Origin of the sequence: Microbispora hainanensis (assembly GCF_006874475.1) — a bacterium.
In the GTDB taxonomy this organism is placed as follows: domain Bacteria; phylum Actinomycetota; class Actinomycetes; order Streptosporangiales; family Streptosporangiaceae; genus Microbispora; species Microbispora hainanensis.
Genome location: NZ_VIRM01000005.1, coordinates 60,302 through 78,305 on the forward strand (window position 1 = coordinate 60,302; position 18,004 = coordinate 78,305).

General features: G+C 72.4%; 14 protein-coding genes. 13 read left to right on the forward strand and 1 reads right to left on the reverse strand.

Annotated elements, in window-relative coordinates; translation table 11 throughout:
• Positions 1-279: 279 nt before the first annotated feature.
• The 11 genes from FLX08_RS05835 (at position 280) to FLX08_RS05885 (ending at position 10,030) form a co-directional block, all read left to right on the forward strand.
• Complete coding sequence (locus tag FLX08_RS05835; protein ID WP_142617162.1) at positions 280-999, forward strand: RDD family protein; 720 nt, start codon at positions 280-282, stop codon at positions 997-999.
• Between the two features lie 10 nt (positions 1,000-1,009).
• Positions 1,010-1,435: a DUF2752 domain-containing protein gene (locus FLX08_RS05840; RefSeq protein ID WP_142617163.1), complete on the forward strand. Its 426-nt coding sequence runs from the start codon at positions 1,010-1,012 to the stop codon at positions 1,433-1,435.
• Between the two features lie 144 nt (positions 1,436-1,579).
• Positions 1,580-2,404 carry an indole-3-glycerol phosphate synthase TrpC gene (trpC, locus tag FLX08_RS05845; protein ID WP_142617164.1) on the forward strand — a complete coding sequence of 275 codons (825 nt, stop codon included), beginning with the start codon at positions 1,580-1,582 and terminating at the stop codon, positions 2,402-2,404.
• 65 nt (positions 2,405-2,469) lie between these two features.
• Positions 2,470-3,675: a tryptophan synthase subunit beta gene (gene trpB / locus FLX08_RS05850; RefSeq protein ID WP_244312458.1), complete on the forward strand. Its 1,206-nt coding sequence runs from the start codon at positions 2,470-2,472 to the stop codon at positions 3,673-3,675.
• Between the two features lie 22 nt (positions 3,676-3,697).
• Positions 3,698-4,492: a tryptophan synthase subunit alpha gene (gene trpA, locus FLX08_RS05855; RefSeq protein ID WP_142617166.1), complete on the forward strand. Its 795-nt coding sequence runs from the start codon at positions 3,698-3,700 to the stop codon at positions 4,490-4,492.
• 137 nt (positions 4,493-4,629) lie between these two features.
• Positions 4,630-5,196 carry a DoxX family protein gene (locus FLX08_RS05860; RefSeq protein WP_142617167.1) on the forward strand — a complete coding sequence of 189 codons (567 nt, stop codon included), beginning with the start codon at positions 4,630-4,632 and terminating at the stop codon, positions 5,194-5,196.
• A 51-nt stretch (positions 5,197-5,247) separates the two neighbouring features.
• Positions 5,248-5,994 (forward strand): DsbA family protein, encoded by a 747-nt coding sequence (locus FLX08_RS05865; RefSeq protein WP_142617168.1) that lies wholly within the window; start codon positions 5,248-5,250, stop codon positions 5,992-5,994.
• A gap of 301 nt (positions 5,995-6,295) precedes the next feature.
• Positions 6,296-7,252 carry an ADP-ribosylglycohydrolase family protein gene (locus FLX08_RS05870; RefSeq protein ID WP_142617169.1) on the forward strand — a complete coding sequence of 319 codons (957 nt, stop codon included), beginning with the start codon at positions 6,296-6,298 and terminating at the stop codon, positions 7,250-7,252.
• 92 nt (positions 7,253-7,344) lie between these two features.
• Positions 7,345-8,394, forward strand: a complete 1,050-nt coding sequence (gene lgt / locus FLX08_RS05875) for a prolipoprotein diacylglyceryl transferase (protein ID WP_142617170.1) — start codon at positions 7,345-7,347, stop codon at positions 8,392-8,394.
• Positions 8,391-9,110, forward strand: a complete 720-nt coding sequence (locus FLX08_RS05880; RefSeq protein WP_142617171.1) for a VIT1/CCC1 transporter family protein — start codon at positions 8,391-8,393, stop codon at positions 9,108-9,110. The genes lgt and FLX08_RS05880 overlap by 4 nt, the downstream gene beginning before the upstream one ends.
• The gene (locus tag FLX08_RS05885; RefSeq protein ID WP_142617172.1) at positions 9,107-10,030 is read left to right on the forward strand and encodes a hypothetical protein; all 924 of its coding nucleotides are present in this window, start codon (positions 9,107-9,109) and stop codon (positions 10,028-10,030) included. The genes FLX08_RS05880 and FLX08_RS05885 overlap by 4 nt, the downstream gene beginning before the upstream one ends.
• A 128-nt stretch (positions 10,031-10,158) precedes the next feature.
• On the opposite strand, the gene FLX08_RS05890 is transcribed toward FLX08_RS05885, so the two are convergent.
• A complete protein-coding gene (locus FLX08_RS05890; protein WP_142617173.1) occupies positions 10,159-11,715 on the reverse strand; it encodes a bis-aminopropyl spermidine synthase family protein in 1,557 nt (518 codons plus the stop codon).
• A 158-nt stretch (positions 11,716-11,873) separates the two neighbouring features.
• On the opposite strand from FLX08_RS05890, the gene gltB reads away from it, so the two are divergent.
• Both gltB and FLX08_RS05900 read left to right on the forward strand, forming a co-directional pair.
• The gene (gltB, locus tag FLX08_RS05895; protein ID WP_142617174.1) at positions 11,874-16,400 is read left to right on the forward strand and encodes a glutamate synthase large subunit; all 4,527 of its coding nucleotides are present in this window, start codon (positions 11,874-11,876) and stop codon (positions 16,398-16,400) included.
• A 68-nt stretch (positions 16,401-16,468) separates the two neighbouring features.
• On the forward strand, positions 16,469-17,953 hold the full coding sequence (locus FLX08_RS05900; protein WP_142617175.1) for a glutamate synthase subunit beta: 1,485 nt from the start codon (positions 16,469-16,471) through the stop codon (positions 17,951-17,953).
• Positions 17,954-18,004 lie beyond the last annotated feature (51 nt).

The window sequence follows — 18,004 nt, forward strand, 5'->3', positions numbered from 1 at the left end:
CGGGAGCGGGCTGGGTGGCACAGGCGGCCACGGCCGCCGGCCCAGCCGGGGTGACCGGCCGCCGGTGTCCGGCGTCCGTCGCCATCCCCTCCGTCCGGTCCGCACCGGCGCCGGCCACCTTCCGGCGCGGGCGGCAACGGCGTGGTCGTCGCGTCACTCCTCTCCGGCATCCCCGGCCCGTCTCCATGCGGCGCTCCGCGGATTCTCGGGGCCGTCTCCGGTCTTGTCGCGCTGAGCAGATCCGAGACCCCTTTTCCCCCACTCACGCAGGAGCATTCCATGACGTACGGCAACGACCCGGGCTACAACCCGGGTGGTTACCCGCAGAACCAGCCCGGCCCGCAGGGCGGCGGTTACCCGCCCCCGCAGGGTGGTTACCCGCCTCCTCAGGGCGGCTACCCCCAGGGCGGCGGCTACCCGCCCCCGCAGGGCTCGTACCCGTCCGCGCCCGCCGGTGACCAGTACGGCGGTCAGTACGGCGGTCAGTACGGCGGTCAGTACGGCGCCCAGTACGGCGGCGCCTACGGCCAGCCCGGGGGCTACCCGGCTCCCGAGCTCGCGCACTGGGGCCTGCGCGTCGGCGCGACGCTGATCGACGGCCTCATCGTCGGCGTCCCCACCTGGATCCTGAGCATCATCGGCAGCGCCATGAGCGCCGGCTCGGTGGACCCGGAGACCGGCGAGGTCGGCTCCGGCTTCGGGATCGGGCTGGTGCTCTCCCTCGTGGCGATCGTCGTCGCCCTCGGCCTGACCCTGTGGCTGAAGCACAAGGAGGGCACCACCGGCCAGACCGTCGGCAAGAAGGTCGTCGGCATCCAGACGGTCAAGGAGCAGACCGGCGAGTACATCGGCTTCGGCATGGCCGTCGTCCGGGGCATCTGCCACATCGTGGACGGCCTGCCCTGCTACATCGGCTACCTGTGGCCGCTCTGGGACGCCAAGCGGCAGACCTTCGCCGACAAGATCGTCGGCACCGTGGTCGTGCGCGCCCCGCGTTAGGCTGACCTCCATGGAAGTCACCGGACGGCGCGCGCGCGACCGGGTGCGGTCGCTGTGCGCGCCGTTCGGCGCCGCGGCCGTTCTGGCCGCGGCGGTGACATGCCTGGCGGTGGTCGACCCGCACGAACCGGGTCACTACCCCGTCTGCCCCCTCTACTACCTGACCGGCCTCTACTGCCCCGGGTGCGGCGCGCTGCGCGCCGTGCACGACCTCGCCCACGCCGACATCGCCGGGGCGGCGCGGATGAACCTGCTCTTTGTCTTCTGCGTTCCTGTCGTAATCACCTTGTGGGCCCGATGGGCGTTACGATCATGGCAGGGACGGCCCACGCGCCCGGACGGCGCGCGCCCCGCATACCTGTGGGGACTCCTCGCCGTCGCGGCCGTCTTCGCGGTGGTGCGTAATGCGCCTTTCGGGCAATTCCTCGCACCGTGAATCGACCCGGTGGCGGCCCGACGCGAGATGGGCCGATACCATCGCAGGGCAGGACACGCAGAGCAGCCGACCGGAGGGACCCTTACGCGTGAGCGAGCGGACAGGCAGATCGCGTGAGCTCCGAGCCGAAGGCGAGGAGGACGCGTGAGTGTTCTTGAGGACATCATCTCGGGCGTCCGGGAGGACCTTGAGGAGCGGCAGCGCGACGTGCCGATCGAGGAGCTCAAGCGGCTGGCCGCCCGCGCACCCGAGCCCCGGGACGCCTACGCCGCGCTCGGTGGCGACCGGGTGTCGGTCATCGCGGAGGTGAAGCGGTCGAGCCCCTCGAAGGGCGCGCTCGCCGCCATCGCCGACCCCGCCGCCCTCGCGGCGGACTACGAGGAGGGCGGCGCCCACGTCATCAGCGTGCTCACGGAGCGGCGCAGGTTCGGCGGCACACTCGCCGACCTCGCGGCCGTGCGCGCGGCCGTGGACATCCCCATCCTGCGCAAGGACTTCATCGTCACCTCCTACCAGCTGTGGGAGGCCAGGGCGCACGGCGCCGACCTCGCCCTGCTCATCGTGGCGGCCCTCGACCAGCAGGCGCTCGTCTCGCTGATCGAGCGGGCCGAGTCGATCGGGCTCGCCCCGCTCGTCGAGGTGCACACCGAGGAGGAGCTGGCCCGGGCGGCCGACGCCGGCGCCAAGATCATCGGGGTGAACGCCCGCGACCTCAAGACCCTTGAGGTGGACCGCGAGGTGTTCGCCAAGCTCGCGCCCAAGGTGCCGGACGGCGTCATCAAGGTCGCCGAGTCCGGGGTGCGCGGCCCGCACGACCTGCTCGCGTACGCGCGGGCGGGGGCGGACGCCGTGCTGGTGGGCGAGAGCCTGGTCACCGGCAGGGACCCTAAGGCCGCGGTCAACGACCTCGTGACCGCGGGCGCCCACCCGGCCTCCCGGCAGGACACCGGCTCCGAGAGGCACTCGTGAACGACAGCGCATCGGAAGGAGGCCACGTGACCGCGACGGAGGGGAGCATCCTCACCCCCGCGGACCTGGCCGGCAACGGCGTCCACGGAAACGACCCGGACATCCACGGCAAGTTCGGCATATTCGGCGGCAGGTACGTGCCCGAGGCGCTCATCCCGGCCCTCGACGAGGTCGCCGCGGAGTATGAGAAGGCCAAGACCGACCTGGCCTTCCTGCGCGAGTTCGACCACCTGCTGCGCACGTACGCCGGTCGTCCCACGACGCTGACCGAGGTGCCGCGCTTCGCCGAGCACGCGGGCGGCGCGCGGATCCTGCTCAAGCGCGAGGACCTGACCCACACGGGCGCACACAAGATCAACAATGTGCTCGGCCAGGCGCTGCTGACCAAGCGGCTGGGCAAGCGGCGCGTCATCGCGGAGACCGGGGCGGGCCAGCACGGCGTCGCCACCGCCACCGCCGCGGCGCTCATGGGCCTGGAGTGCGTCATCTACATGGGCGCCGTCGACTGCGAGCGCCAGGCGCTCAACGTCGCCAGGATGAAGCTCCTCGGCGCGACGGTCGTGCCGGTCACCAACGGCAGCCAGACCCTCAAGGACGCCATCAACGAGGCGTTCCGCGACTGGGTCACCAACGTCGACCACACCCACTACCTGTTCGGCACCGTCGCCGGTCCGCACCCGTTCCCGGAGATCGTGCGCGACTTCGCCAGGATCATCGGCGTGGAGGCCCGCCGCCAGGTCCAGGAGCTCACCGGCAGGCTGCCCGACGCCGTCTGCGCCGCCGTCGGCGGCGGCTCCAACGCGATCGGCGTCTTCCACGCCTTCGTCGAGGACGAGAACGTCCGGCTGTACGGCTACGAGGCCGGCGGCCGTGGCGCGGAGACCGGCGAGCACGCGCTGACCCTGACCGAGGGCAGTGTCGGCGTGCTGCACGGCGCCCGCACCTACGTCCTCCAGGACGAGGAGGGCCAGACGATCGAGTCCCACTCGATCTCGGCCGGCCTCGACTACCCGGGCGTGGGCCCGGAGCACGCGTGGCTCAAGGACACCGGCCGTGCCACCTACGAGGGCGTGACCGACGCGGAGGCCATGGAGGCCTTCGCCCTGCTCGCCCGCACCGAGGGCATCATCCCGGCCATCGAGTCCTCGCACGCGCTCGCGGGCGCGCTGCGGCTGGGCCGCGAGCTCGGCCCGGACGCTCTCATCCTGGTGAACCTGTCGGGCCGCGGTGACAAGGACATGGGCACCGCCATGAAGTACTTCAACCTCTGATCAGCATCGATAGGGCATCCCGATGACGACACTCCACGCGGTGTTCGACAAGGCCCGCGCCGAGGACAGGGCCGCACTGGTCGGCTACCTGCCGGCGGGCTTCCCGACCAAGGACGGCGCGGTCGCCGCGGCGACCGCGATGGTCGAGGCCGGCTGCGACGTGATCGAGATCGGCCTGCCGTACTCCGATCCGCTCATGGACGGCCCGACCATCCAGGACGCGGTCCACCGGTCGCTGACCAACGGCACCCGCATCGCCGACGTGCTGCGCACCGTCGAGGGCGTGGCGAAGTCGGGGGCCGCGACGCTGGTCATGACCTACTGGAACCCGATCGACCGCTACGGCGCCGAGCGCTTCGCGCGCGACCTCGCCTCGGCGGGCGGCGTCGGGACCATCACGCCGGACCTGACGCCCGAGGAGTCCGAGCCCTGGCTCGCCGCGAGCAAGGACGCCGGCATCGACACGGTCTTCCTCGTCGCGCCCAGCTCGCCGGACGAGCGCATCGCCCGGGTCGCCGGCTGCTGCACGGGCTTCGTGTACGCGGCCTCGCTGATGGGCGTGACCGGCGCCAGGGAGAGCGTAAGCTCGGCGGCGGAGGGCCTGGTCAAGCGCACCAGGGCGAACACAGCGCTGCCGGTCTGCGTCGGGCTCGGCGTCGGCAACGGCGCCCAGGCCGCCGAGGTCGCGGCGTACGCCGACGGCGTCATCGTCGGGTCCGCCTTCATCCGGCGTCTGCTCGACGCGCCGGACGAGAAGTCCGGTCTTGCGGCGGTACGCGAGCTCGCGTCCGAACTTGCCAGGGGTGTCCGGCGCTGAGCCGCCCTGGGGTTTCCTTCCCGTACATGCGCCGCGAGCAGCCAAGATAAGGCGGCTTACCATGCTCTTATCCAGCACATGGTGAGGTTGGGTCCCGGTACTGTTCAGTCGGTGTTGCCTACCGGGCGAGGAGACTCATGGTTCAGTTGGCATCCGGCGCCTCGGTGTCCGAACGGTTACAGCCCGCGAAACCCGTGCTCTCCTGGGTCACGACCGCCGCACGGGTCGTGCTCGCCGGCGTACTGATCGTCGCCGGGGCGCTCAAGATCGGAGCGCCCGCGTTGTCGGTCCAGGCGGTGCGGGCCTATCAACTTCTGCCCGATTCCGTCGCGCAGGTCGTGGGATACGGCCTGCCCGTCTTGGAGATCATCACGGGCCTGCTGCTGCTCGTCGGCCTTTTCACGCGCGCGGTGGCGGTCGTCGGCGGGGTGCTGATGGTGGCGTTCGTCATCGGCATCGCGTCGGCCTGGGCCCGGGGGCTGCGCATCGACTGCGGCTGTTTCGGCGGGGACGGCACGCTCGCCGCCGGACAGGACCCCAACTACTTCTGGGAGTTGATGCGCGACCTCGGGCTGCTGATCTGCGCGGCGTGGATCGTGGCCAGGCCGGCCGGCCGCCTGTCGCTGGACTCCGCGCTGGGCTTCACGGGGGAGCGGGAAACAGCGGACAAGGACGGCTCGGACGGCGAGGACGACGCCGCGTGACCGCGTACGACGGCGGCACGCGGCCGTAAAGACAGCCAGGGGGGAAGCTTCGTGAGCAAGCGGACGAGTGAGGCGGCCAGGGCCCGGATCGCGGCCCAACGCGAGGCCCTGCGCAAGCAGGAGCAGCGCAAGCGCATCACGATGATCGTCACCATCGCGGTGATCGTCGTGATCGCCGCCGCCTTCACGGTGTGGTCGGTGCGGCAGGGGGCCTCGGAGGAGGCGACCGGGAGTGTCGCCCCTGTCACCGTGGAGAAGGACGGCACGGTCGTGATGGCCAAGGCCGGCGTGACCAAGCCCGTGGTCGACGTGTTCGAGGACTTCCAGTGCCCGGCCTGCAAGCAGTTCGAGGAGACCAGCGGCTCGACGCTGAAGAACCTCGCCGCCGAGGGCAAGGCCAAGGTCGTGTATCACCCGATCACGATCTTCACGGAGGAGCCGACCAAGAGCAATTCGCTGCGCGCGGCCTCCGCGGCCCGCTGCATCACCGACGGGCGGCAGTGGCTGGCGTTCCACGACCTGCTCTACAAGAACCAGCCCAGCGAGACCGTGAGCGGCTTCTCCGCCGACGAGCTGATCAAGTGGGGCAAGCAGGCCGGCGTCACCGCCCCCGACTTCGAGGACTGCGTGCGGCAGCAGCGCAACGTGGCCGCGCACCAGCAGTTCTCGTCGCAGACCATGACCGCGCAGAAGCTGCAGGGAACGCCGACCATCAAGATCGACGGCAAGGAGATCGACACCAACGTCGCCTTCGTGCCGAGCTCGCTGCGTGACGCGGTGGAGAGCGCCGGCAAGTGACCTCCCGCCGGGACGGCCCCCACACGGGCCGTCCCGGGCCCGTCCCCGCCGAGGACAGGTCCTTGTCAAGAACGCGGTCCTCGCCCAGAACGGGTCCTCGCCGAGAACGCGGTCTGGCCACCGGGTTCGCGCTCACCGGCGCCCACGGGCTCACCGCGTCCCCGGGATGGCGGACCGCGGCGGGCGTCGTCGGGCTGGTGCTCGCGGTCGCCGCCTGCTACGCCGCCCTGGCCTTCGAGCTGGAGGACGCGCACGGGCGCGCGCCGGGTTTCGGCTCCGCGGCGTTGGTTACCATGCCCGCATGCCGTACGACGAGGGATCTCCCCGCACCGGACCTGAGGGCGACGCGAGGAGGATCCACGCGGCGATGATCGCCTTCGCGGCGGGCGACGCGCTCGGCGTGCCCTGGGAGGGCCGACCGCCGGGGAGCATCGACGCGGCCCAGATCGTCCGGCTGCCGGCCACGGATCGAGGGTGGCCCCGCGGTTCGACCTCGGACGACACGGCGCAGATGGTGCTGGTCGCCCGGTGCCTGGCCGACACGGACGGGCGGCCCGCCTCGATGGACTTCCTGACGCGCCTGGCCGCCGCGGCGCCCGGGGTGCGCGGCCTCGGGCCGACGACGCGGCGGGCCCTCGCGCACTTCCACGCCACGGGGCGGCTCCCGGCGCCCTCGGCGGGCGACCTGCCCACCAACGGCGCGGCCATGCGCATCGCCCCCGTCGGCTGGGCCGTGCCACCCCACCTCCCCGGGCGCCGCCGCGGGCTGTGCGCGGCGCTGTCGAACGCGACGCATCGCGCGCCCGCGGCCGTGGCGGCCGCCTGCGTGATCGCGGCCATGGCGTCGTACGCCGTCGAGGGCGCGGGCGCGGACGACCTGCTGGACGTGGCCGCGGCGGAGGCCCGCTGGGCGGCCGGGCAGCACGGGCCGATGGATCCCGTGACGGACGCCGCCCGCGGCCGCTGGTCGCCCCCGCCCGAGGGCGTCGGCCTGGACGCCGTGGAGACGGCGGCCGCCGTGGTCCACGTGATCCGCGAGGCCCCCGGCCTGGCCGCGGCGCTCGCGTACGCCGTGTCGCTGGGCGGGGACACCGACACGGTCGCGGCGCTGACGGGCGGTGTCCTCGGCGCCCGCGACGCCGAAGGGATCACCGGGCTGGGCTGGCTGGGGCTGGTGGATCTCGGCGAATATCCGGGGCTGGAGGACCTCGCCGCACGCCTGGCCGGCCTCCGCCGGACGCCCGCCGCCGGGCCCTGAACGCGGTGTGACGATCGGTCGGCGCAGGTCGCGGAACGGTTGCCCGCGACCTCGCTCCGGACCCGCCCTCTCTTGCGGTAACGTCACGTTACATGCCCCTCCTCGCCTCGATTCCCAGCCCGTCACAGGGGGTCTGGAATCTCGGACCGATCCCGATCCGTGCGTACGCGCTGTGCATCGTGCTCGGCGTCATCGTCGCCGTCTGGATCGGCGAACGCCGCTGGCGCGCCCGTGGCGGCGCCCCCGGAACGATCACCGACCTCGCGGTCTGGGCCGTGCCCTTCGGACTCGTCGGCGGACGCCTCTATCACGTCATCACCGACTGGCAGATCTACTTCGGCTCGGACGCGCCCAAACGGCCGATCGACGCGCTGTTCATCTGGGAGGGCGGCCTCGGCATCTGGGGCGCGATCGCCCTCGGCGCGCTCGGCGTCTGGATCGGCTGCCGCCGGCGCGGCATCTCCTTCACCGCGATCGCCGACACCCTCGCCCCCGGCGTCGCCGTGGCGCAGGCCATCGGCCGGTGGGGCAACTACTTCAACCAGGAGCTGTTCGGCGGCCCGACCGACCTGCCGTGGGGCCTGGAGATCGAGCCGGGCCGTCCGGGCACGGTCCCCGGCGAGACCCTCTACCACCCGACGTTCCTCTACGAGTCGCTGTGGGACCTCGCGCTCGCCGGTGTGCTGATCCTCGCCGCCCGCAGGTTCAGCTTGCGGCACGGCCGGGTGTTCGCGATGTATGTCGCGGGCTACACGCTCGGCCGGTTCTGGATCGAGGGGCTGCGGGTGGACCCCGCCCACCAGATCCTCGGCCTGCGGCTGAACCAGTGGACCTCGATCGTCATCTTCCTGTGCGCGCTGGCCTACCTGTGGCTGGCCCGCAACCGTACGGGTGAGGAGCCGCTGGGCGTGCAGAGCGGCGACGCCGGCGACGATCCCGCCGATCCCGCCCACGGTCGGGACCAGGCCGACGAGCCGGAACTCGTCTCCGGCGAGGAGCGGGAGGACGCGGAGGCGCGAGACGGCGCCGGCGACGACCTGCCGCCGGACGGCGCCACCGGCTCCGGCAAGCAGACGGCGACCGCGGGAGCGGGCGCCGCGGGTGACGGCCCGGCGGCGGAACCGGAGGCCGGCCCACGATGACGAAGGCCACGACGGGGGCGCGGGCCGAGATCCACCACGAGCACCGGGACGTCAACGGCGGCTGGTTACGCCCGGCGGTCTTCGGCGCGATGGACGGGCTGGTCTCCAACTTCGCGTTGATCGCGGGCGTCGCCGGCGGCACCGCGGAGACCAGGATCGTCGCCCTCGCCGGCATCGCGGGCCTGGCCGCCGGAGCGTTCTCCATGGCGGGCGGAGAGTACGTGTCGGTCGCCAGCCAGCGTGAGCTCGCCCAGGCGGAGATCGACGTCGAACGGCGGGAGCTGGAGCGGCACCCCGAGGCCGAGGAGTCCGAGCTCGCCCGGATGTACGAGCAGCGGGGCGTGGACCCGGAGACCGCCAGGGAGGTCGCCCGGCAGATCTCCCGGAACCCGGAGGAGGCCCTGGCGGTCCATACACGGGCCGAGCTGGGCGTGGACCCCGACGACCTGCCCTCGCCCGTGCTGGCCGCCGTGTCGTCGTTCCTGTCGTTCAGCCTCGGCGCGCTGGTGCCGCTCCTGCCCTACCTGCTGGGCGTGCGGGGCTTGTGGATCTCCGCCGTGGTGTCGATGGCGGCGCTGTTCGCCGCGGGCGCCGTGGTCTCCCGGGTGACGGCCCGCAGCTGGTGGTTCAGCGGCCTGCGCCAGCTCGTGGTGGGGGCCGTGGCGGCCTCGCTGACCTGGGCCCTGGGCTCGCTGATTGGAACCGGCGGTCTATGACCAAGCGCAAGCGCCGGTCGTCGGCGCCGGCCGAGGGGCGGACCGGGGCCGCGCTCTCCGATCTGGGGCTGGACGACCGGCAGCAGCGTGTCGTCGTGTGGTCGGTCAGCGCCGTGGGAGTGCTGGCGATCGCCCTGGTGCTGACGCTGGTGGTCAACGCGATCGGCGGGGGGCAGTCGCAACCGGCCGGGGAGTCGGGCGACGTGTCGGGGGAGGGCCTGCCCGCGACCTTCCAGTCCTGGCCGTCCCTGAAGGAACTCGCCCCGATCGCCGACAGGAAGGCCGACACCGCGCCGCTGACCGCCCAGGAGGTGTTCGGCGCGCGGACCCTCACCGCCGGGAAGGTCACCCTGCGCAGGCTGGCCAGCCGCCTGGACCAGTCGTGCGCGGGCGCCGTGTGGGGAGTCGACCTCGCCGACGCCCTGGCCGAGGCCGGATGCAGCCAGGCCGTACGCGGCCTGTACGGCACCGCCGACGGGGTGTACGTCGCGCAGTACACCATGTTCAACCTCGCGGACGTCACCGCGGCGGATTCGCTGGCGAAGTCGCTGGCGTCGCTCTACCGGGGCGCGTGGGTGCAGCCGCTGGAGTCGGCGCGCGCGAAGTTCGGCACCTACAGCGAGGGCAACGCCTACGTCCTGGGGCACTATCTCGGGGTGACCTGGATCGGCCGGTCCGACGGCGCCGAACCGGGGGAGAAGGACGACTTCATCATGCTCGGGCTGGCCGTGCGCGAGGCCGAGAAGGCGGTCTTCCGGCGCGTGGTCAAGGTGACCGGCGTGCCGTCGGACCCCGCGCAGCCGCCGGGCCCGGCCGACACCGCGCAGCCGTCCGAGGAGCCTCCCTCCGAACCCGGCTCCTCTCCCGCGGTGTCCCCGTCCGCCACGACCACCTCGGCGCAGTCGACCCTCGAACCCTAGGTCCATCCGCGCCGGGGCCGGGGCGCGGCGCTCCCGGCGAAGGCGCCGGTCGCCGGGCGCCTACGTTCCGGCCAGGGTCAGGGCCAGGGCCAGGGCCGGGGCCAGGGCGCGGCGATCCGCGCCTTTCATCAGGCCGTGGAGCCGTCCGTCACCTGTGCCGCGAGCCCGGCGAGGCGGTGGAGGGGGAGTTCGAGCGGGGTGGCGTCGAGGGCCCACGGCGCGGTCTCCTCGACGGCGGCCCTGGCCTGCCGCTTGGTGAGCCCGGCCGTCTCGGTCAACGCCTCGCGCCAGGCGTTGCCGGCCTTCCCGTGCGCGCTGTCCATGATCCTGCGCACCACCCGGTCCTGCCCGCCGTCCGGGGGCGGGAGCCGTACGGCGTCGAGGACGTGGCCCTCGGCGGCGAGGCGATAGACGGGGGAGAGCAGGCGGGCGAGCGCGGGCAGGTCCGCGACCGTGTCCGCCACAGGACCCGCGGTGAGCACGCGGACGTGCCGGGCGCGCGTCGCGAGCAGCAGGCGGGGCAGCGCCGCCTCCAGCCCGGCCGGCACGGCGATCGCCACCCGCTCGGGGTCGGCGGCGTACGGCTTGGCCAGCAGGGTGGCGAGCCGGGTGCGCGGCACCTGCGGCAGCAGGCCACGCGGCCAGTCGCCGGCGAGCAGGCCCGGCCCGAACGCGGTGACGGCCGCCTCGTCCGGCGGAGCCGCCGGGGCGGACTCGACGGCCTGCGGGCCCTGCGTGTAAATGGCCGTGGCGAGGCGGTCGAGCCGGGAGGCGATCGCCGGCCACGTCTTCGTGGTGGGCCGCAGCACGTACAGGTCCGCCGCGCTGCCGACTGCCTCCGCCCCGTGATACCGATTGAAGTGCGGAAATATGGCCTCGTGCAGCAGGTTGAGGTCGAACAGGGCCTTCTGCACCTTCAGCGCGAGCATCGGCGTGCGCTCGGAGGCGCCGTACGCCACGAGGATCCGTCCCTGGTCGCGGTCGCGCAGGCCCTCGGCGGCCCGGGCGGCGAACAGCCCGATCCCCTCCGGCGTGTACGGCGGGTCGGTGATCGCGAGGTCGGCCCAGCCGCGCAGCGACGGCGGCAGGCCGAGGCGCAGGTCGGCCCAGCGGGTGCGCACCCCGAGGTCCTGGGCGTCGATGTACTCCAGGATGCGGTCGTCGATGTCGGCCACGGCGACCTCGACCTCGGGATGGACCATCCGCACGGCCAGCGAGGTCAGGTCGTGGTCGCCGACGCACAGCAGGCGGGCGCCGGGGAGCCAGAACCGCCGTCCCAGCAGGAGGGCGCGGCGCAGCACGGTCTCGGCGGTCGCTGAGACGTGGTCGAGCGCGTGCCGTCCCCGGGGCGCCTTGGCGATCAGGGTCTCCAGGCGGCCGAGCGTCTCGGCGTGCTCCGCGACCATTCCGGCGACCGGATTCCCAAGGCCGGAAATATCCGTATCCGTCCAAGCGTTGTAGCGGTTGGCCTGATCACTGGGAATACGGACACGGTCGCCGCTGTGCTCAAGGGGGAGCACCCGCAGCAGCGACTCGATCGTCCGCCGCGACGTCGCCGTCTCCCGGACCAGATCGGCCAGGGTCCACCAGCGGCCGCCGGACAGGAGCGCAAGCGCTCCGCGCAGGCGCAGGCCGTCCACTCCGGTCTTCGCCAGCAGTTCGTCGATCGCCTCATGACCACCCATGCGCAAACCCTATCCACGGCGCTGACCTGTGAAGGTTCGCGAAGCGGACCTGGGGGGCACTATTCCGGCAGCGTGTTGTAATCTCTAAGCACCACAACCGCAGCAGGGCCAGCGTCGTCCCTCTGTTCCACGCAGACGTTGACGACGGGAGTGACTACATGCCTGCTGCCCGCCTTGGCCTTTCCGGAGGTCTCCCCGAGCCTCAGGGACTCTACGACCCCGGTTTCGAGCATGACGCCTGTGGCGTAGCCATGGTGGCCGATGTCGCGGGCCGCCGCAGCTACGACATCGTCGCCAAGGCACTGACCGCGCTCCGCAACCTCGACCACCGGGGTGCGAGCGGCAGCGAGCCGGACACCGGCGACGGCGCGGGCATCCTCACCCAGATCCCCGACGCGTTCTTCCGCGGCGTCGTGGACTTCGAGCTTCCCGCGGAGGGCGCGTACGCCGCGGGCACCGCGTTCCTGCCGCTGGACGAGCAGGCCAGGCGGACCGCGATCGGCCTCATCGAGCAGATCGCCGCCGAGGAGGGCGTCACCGTTCTCGGCTGGCGCGACCTGCCGGTGGACCGCGACCTGCCCGGCGCCACCGCCCGGGCGGTCATGCCGCACTTCGCGCAGCTGTTCGTGACCTCGCCCGGCGGCGAGACCGGCGTCGACCTCGACCGGGTCGTGTTCGCCTTCCGCAAGCGGGCCGAGCACGAGGCGGACGTCTACTTCGCCTCGCTGTCCTCGCGGACGATCGTCTACAAGGGCATGCTGACCTCGCTGCAGGTCGAGCCGTTCTTCGCCGACCTGTCCGACGAGCGCTACGTCAGCGCCATCGCGCTGGTGCACTCGCGCTTCTCGACCAACACCTTCCCCTCCTGGCCGCTGGCGCACCCCTACCGGTACATCGCGCACAACGGTGAGATCAACACCGTGCGCGGCAACCGCAACTGGATGCGGGCCCGCGAGGCCATGCTCGCCACCGGTCTGATCCCGGGCGACCTGCGGCGGCTGTTCCCGATCTGCGACCCCGACGGCTCCGACACCGCCTCGTTCGACGAGACGCTGGAGCTGCTGCACCTCGGCGGCCGGTCGCTGCCGCACGCCGTGCTGATGATGATCCCGGAGGCGTGGGAGAACCACACCGAGATGGACCCGGCCCGCCGGGCCTTCTACGAGTTCCACTCCACGCTCATGGAGGCGTGGGACGGCCCCGCGTCGATCACCTTCTCCGACGGCACCCTGGTCGGCGCGGTCCTCGACCGCAACGGCCTGCGCCCCGGCCGGTTCTGGGTCACCGACGACGGCCTGGTCGTGCTCGCCTCCGAGGCGGGGGTGCTGTCCGACATCCCGCAGGAGAAGGTCGTCCGCAAGGGCCGCCTGCAGCCGGGCCGCATGTTCCTGGTCGACACCGCGCGCGGCCGGATCATCGAGGACGACGAGATCAAGGCCGAGCTCGCGGCCGCCGAGCCGTACGGCGAGTGGCTGCACGCGGGCCTGGTCCGCTTCGAGGAGCTGCCCGAGCGCGAGCACGAGCACCCGACCCACGAGGCGCTGGTCAAGCGGCAGCAGACCTTCGGCTACACGCAGGAGGAGCTGCGGGTCATCCTCGCGCCGATGGCCAAGAACGGCGCGGAGCCGATCGGCTCGATGGGCACCGACACCCCGGTGGCGGTGCTGAGCGAGAAGCCGAGGCTGCTGTTCGACTACTTCAGCCAGCTGTTCGCGCAGGTCACCAACCCGCCGCTGGACGCCATCCGCGAGGAGCTCGTCACCTCGCTGCAGTCGACGATCGGTCCCGAGGGCAACCTGCTCGACCCCGGCCCGGCCTCGTGCCGCCGGCTCGTGCTGCCCTACCCGGTGATCGACAACGACGAGCTCGCCAAGATCATCCACATCAACGACGAGGGCGCGCTGCCCGGCTTCCAGCCGCACGTCGTGTCCGGCCTGTTCGACGCGGCCGGCGGCGGCGAGGCGCTGGTGCGGCGGCTGGAGGAGATCCGCCAGGAGGTCTCCCGGGCCATCGAGGACGGCGCGCGGATCATCGTGCTGTCCGACCGCGGGTCCTCCCGCGAGCGGGCGCCGATCCCGTCGCTGCTGCTCACCGGCGCGGTGCACCACCACCTCATCCGGGAGAAGTCCCGCACCCGGGTCGGGCTCGTGGTCGAGACCGGCGAGGCCCGCGAGTGCCACCACATGGCGCTGCTCATCGGCTACGGCGCGAGCGCGATCAACCCCTACCTCGCGCTCGAGACGGTCGAGGACATGATCGCCACCGGCGAGCTCGACCTCGACCCGCGCAAGGCCGTGCGCAACCTGATCAAGGCGTACGGCAAGGGCGTGCTGAAGGTCATGTCCAAGATGGGCGTGTCCACGGTCGCCTCCTACACCGGCGCGCAGATCTTCGAGGCCCTCGGCCTCGGCGCCGAGGTCATCGACCAGTGCTTCACCGGCACCACCTCCCGCCTCGGCGGCGTCGGCTTCGACGTGCTCGCCACGGAGGCGCTGGAGCGGCACGCGCGGGCCTACCCGCGTGCGGAGAACGCGCACCGGCGGCTGGAGGTCGGCGGCGAGTACCAGTGGCGCCGCGAGGGTGAGCCGCACCTGTTCAACCCGACCACCGTCTTCAAGCTGCAGCACTCCACCCGCACCCGGCGTTACGAGATCTTCAAGGAGTACACGTCCCTCGTGGACGGGCAGTCCGAGAAGCTCATGACGCTGCGCGGCCTGTTCAAGCTGCGTCGCGCCGGCGCGCCCGTGCCGATCGAGGAGGTCGAGCCGGTCGAGTCGATCGTCAGGCGGTTCTCCACCGGCGCCATGTCGTACGGCTCCATCTCGATGGAGGCGCACGAGACGCTGGCCATCGCGATGAACCGGCTCGGCGCCAAGTCGAACACCGGTGAGGGCGGCGAGGACCCCGAGCGGCTGTACGACCCCGAGCGGCGCAGCGCGATCAAGCAGGTGGCCTCCGGCCGCTTCGGCGTGACCAGCGAATATCTGGTCAACGCCGACGACCTGCAGATCAAGATGGCGCAGGGCGCCAAGCCCGGCGAGGGCGGCCAGCTGCCCGGCCACAAGGTGTATCCGTGGATCGCGAGGACCCGGCACTCCACGCCCGGCGTCGGCCTCATCTCGCCGCCGCCGCACCACGACATCTACTCGATCGAGGACCTGGCCCAGCTCATCCACGACCTGAAGAACTCCAACCCGCGTGCCCGCGTCCACGTGAAGCTGGTGGCCGAGGTCGGGGTCGGGACCGTGGCGGCGGGCGTCAGCAAGGCCCACGCCGACGTCGTGCTGATCTCCGGCCACGACGGCGGCACCGGCGCCTCCCCGCTGACCTCGATCAAGCACGCCGGCGCCCCCTGGGAGCTCGGCCTCGCCGAGACCCAGCAGACGCTGCTGCTCAACGGGCTGCGCGACCGCATCGTCGTCCAGGCCGACGGCCAGCTCAAGACCGGCCGCGACGTGATCATCGCGGCGCTGCTCGGCGCCGAGGAGTACGGCTTCGCCACCGCTCCGCTGGTCGTCTCCGGCTGCGTCATGATGCGGGTCTGCCACCTCGACACCTGCCCCGTGGGCGTGGCCACCCAGAACCCCGAGCTGCGCAAGCGGTTCACCGGCAAGCCCGAGTTCGTGGTGAACTTCTTCGAGTTCATCGCCCAGGAGGTGCGCGAGTATCTCGCCGAGCTCGGCTACCGGTCGCTCGACGAGGTCATCGGGCGGGCCGACCTGCTCGACACCACCCAGGCCGTCGAGCACTGGAAGGCCTCCGGCCTCGACCTGTCGCCGATCCTGCACCAGCCGGAGCTGCCCGAGGGCACCCCGCGCCGCAAGGTCGCCGACCAGGACCACGGGCTCGACAAGGCGCTGGACAACACGCTGATCCAGCTCGCCGAGGGCGCGCTGAACCTCGGGCAGCCGGTGACGCTGGAGCTGCCCATCCGCAACGTCAACCGCACGGTCGGCACGATGCTCGGCCACGAGGTGACCAAGCGGTACGGCGGGGCCGGCCTGCCGGACAACACGATCGACGTGTCGTTCACCGGCTCGGCGGGCAACTCGTTCGGCGCGTTCGTGCCGCGCGGCATCACGCTGCGGCTCACCGGCGACGCCAACGACTACCTCGGCAAGGGCCTGTCGGGCGGCCGCATCGTCGTCCGCCCGCACCCCGACGCGCCGTTCGAGGCCGAGACGCAGGTCATCTCCGGCAACGTCGGCCTCTACGGCGCGACGTCCGGCGAGGTCTTCGTCCGCGGCATCGTGGGCGAGCGGTTCTGCGTGCGCAACTCCGGCGCGACCGCCATCGTCGAGGGCGTGGGCGACCACGGCTGCGAGTACATGACCGGCGGCCGGGCCGTCGTCCTCGGCCCCACCGGCCGCAACTTCGCCGCCGGCATGTCGGGCGGCGTCGCCTACGTGCTCGACCTGCGGTCCGAGCGGGTCAACCGCGAGATGGTCGAGCTGGAGGCGCTGGACGACGACGACGCCGAATTCCTGCGGGAGATCGTCGAGAAGCACTTCGCGGAGACCGGGTCCACGGTGGCCAAGGGCCTGCTCGCCGAGTGGGACACCGCGCTCGGCCGCTTCTCCAAGGTCATGCCGTCGGACTACAAGCGGGTCCTGCTGGCGCGGGCCGCCGCCGAGGCCGAGGGCCGCGACATCGACGAGGCGGTCATGACCGCCGCCCACGGGTGACGCCGATGCGAATCACCGCGTCCGTTTCCACGACCGTTTCCGCACAGGGATAGAGGGGGGTAACACCGTTGGCTGACCCGAAGGGGTTCCTGACACACGGGCGCGAGCTGCCGGCGCGCCGCCCGGTCGACGTTCGCATTCGCGACTGGCGCGAGGTCTACGAGGACTTCCCCCGGCCCGCGCTCACCAAGCAGGCCGCGCGCTGCATGGACTGCGGCATCCCGTTCTGCCACAACGGCTGCCCCCTGGGGAACCTCATCCCCGAGTGGAACGACCTCGTCTATCGCGACGACTGGCGCGAGGCGATCGAGCGGCTGCACGCGACCAACAACTTCCCGGAGTTCACCGGCCGCCTGTGCCCCGCGCCGTGCGAGTCGGCGTGCGTCCTCGGCATCAACTCCGACCCGGTCGCGATCAAGCGGGTCGAGGTCGAGATCGTCGACCGCGCCTTCGCCGAGGGCTGGGTCACGCCGCAGCCGCCCGCGGCCAGGACGGGCAGGAAGGTCGCCGTGGTCGGCTCGGGCCCGGCCGGCCTCGCCGCCGCGCAGCAGCTCACCCGCGCCGGGCACGACGTGGTCGTGTTCGAGCGGGCCGACCGGATCGGCGGGCTGCTCCGCTACGGCATCCCCGAGTTCAAGATGGAGAAGCGGCACGTCGACCGCCGCGTCGCCCAGATGGAGGCCGAGGGCACCGAGTTCCGCACCGGGGTCAACGTCGGTGTGGACGTCACGGTGGCCCGGCTCCGCGAGGAGTTCGACGCGGTCGTGCTGGCGGGCGGCGCCACGGCGTGGCGCGACCTGCCGGTGCCCGGCCGCGACCTCAAGGGCGTCTACCAGGCGATGGAGTATCTCCCGCCGGCCAACAAGGTGCAGCACGGCGACTTCCCCGAGTCGCCGATCTCCGCCAAGGGCAAGCACGTCGTCGTGATCGGCGGTGGCGACACCGGCGCCGACTGCATCGGCACGGCGATCCGCCAGGGGGCCCTGTCGGTCACCCAGCTGGAGATCATGCCGAGGCCGCCGGCGACCCGTCCGGGCAGCCAGCCGTGGCCGACCTACCCGATGCTGTTCAAGATGGAGAGCGCGCACGAGGAGCTGGAGGCCGGGGCGGGCGACCGCGTCTACGCGGTGTCCACCACCGAGTTCGCCGGCGACGACGAGGGCAACGTGCGGGCGCTGCGCCTGGTCGAGGTCGAGGGCCCGGCGGCGGGCTTCAAGCCGATCCCCGGCACCGAGCGGGAGATCCCGGCCGAGCTGGTGACGCTCGCCATGGGCTTCCTCGGCCCTGAGAAGGGCCCGCTGCTGAACGACCTCGCGGCGCTGTCCGGCGACCCGGAGTCGTTCTTCGACGCCCGGGGCAACGTGGCCAGGAACGCGTCGTACGCGACGTCGGTCGAGGGCGTGTTCGCGGCCGGTGACATGGGCCGCGGCCAGTCGCTGATCGTCTGGGCGATCGCCGAGGGCCGTTCGGCCGCGGCGGCGGTGGACGCCTACCTGAGCGGGCGGACCGTGCTGCCCGTTCCCATCCCGCCGACGGCGCGCCCTCTCGTCTGAGATGTGATCCGCCGGCCGTGGTCCCAGGGGACCGGACCACGGCCGGTGTGG

What these genes read in the sequence shown, in the direction of transcription:
- gltB (WP_142617174.1), top strand. Translation starts at nt 11,874, where the DNA reads ATGCCTGCTGCCCGCCTTGGCCTTTCCGGAGGTCTCCCCGAGCCTCAG.
- trpA (WP_142617166.1), top strand. Translation starts at nt 3,698, where the DNA reads ATGACGACACTCCACGCGGTGTTCGACAAGGCCCGCGCCGAGGACAGG.
- FLX08_RS05870 (WP_142617169.1), top strand. Translation starts at nt 6,296, where the DNA reads ATGCCGTACGACGAGGGATCTCCCCGCACCGGACCTGAGGGCGACGCG.
- FLX08_RS05890 (WP_142617173.1), bottom strand. Translation starts at nt 11,715, where the DNA reads ATGGGTGGTCATGAGGCGATCGACGAACTGCTGGCGAAGACCGGAGTG.
- FLX08_RS05860 (WP_142617167.1), top strand. Translation starts at nt 4,630, where the DNA reads ATGGTTCAGTTGGCATCCGGCGCCTCGGTGTCCGAACGGTTACAGCCC.
- FLX08_RS05880 (WP_142617171.1), top strand. Translation starts at nt 8,391, where the DNA reads ATGACGAAGGCCACGACGGGGGCGCGGGCCGAGATCCACCACGAGCAC.
- FLX08_RS05835 (WP_142617162.1), top strand. Translation starts at nt 280, where the DNA reads ATGACGTACGGCAACGACCCGGGCTACAACCCGGGTGGTTACCCGCAG.
- FLX08_RS05840 (WP_142617163.1), top strand. Translation starts at nt 1,010, where the DNA reads ATGGAAGTCACCGGACGGCGCGCGCGCGACCGGGTGCGGTCGCTGTGC.
- lgt (WP_142617170.1), top strand. Translation starts at nt 7,345, where the DNA reads ATGCCCCTCCTCGCCTCGATTCCCAGCCCGTCACAGGGGGTCTGGAAT.
- FLX08_RS05885 (WP_142617172.1), top strand. Translation starts at nt 9,107, where the DNA reads ATGACCAAGCGCAAGCGCCGGTCGTCGGCGCCGGCCGAGGGGCGGACC.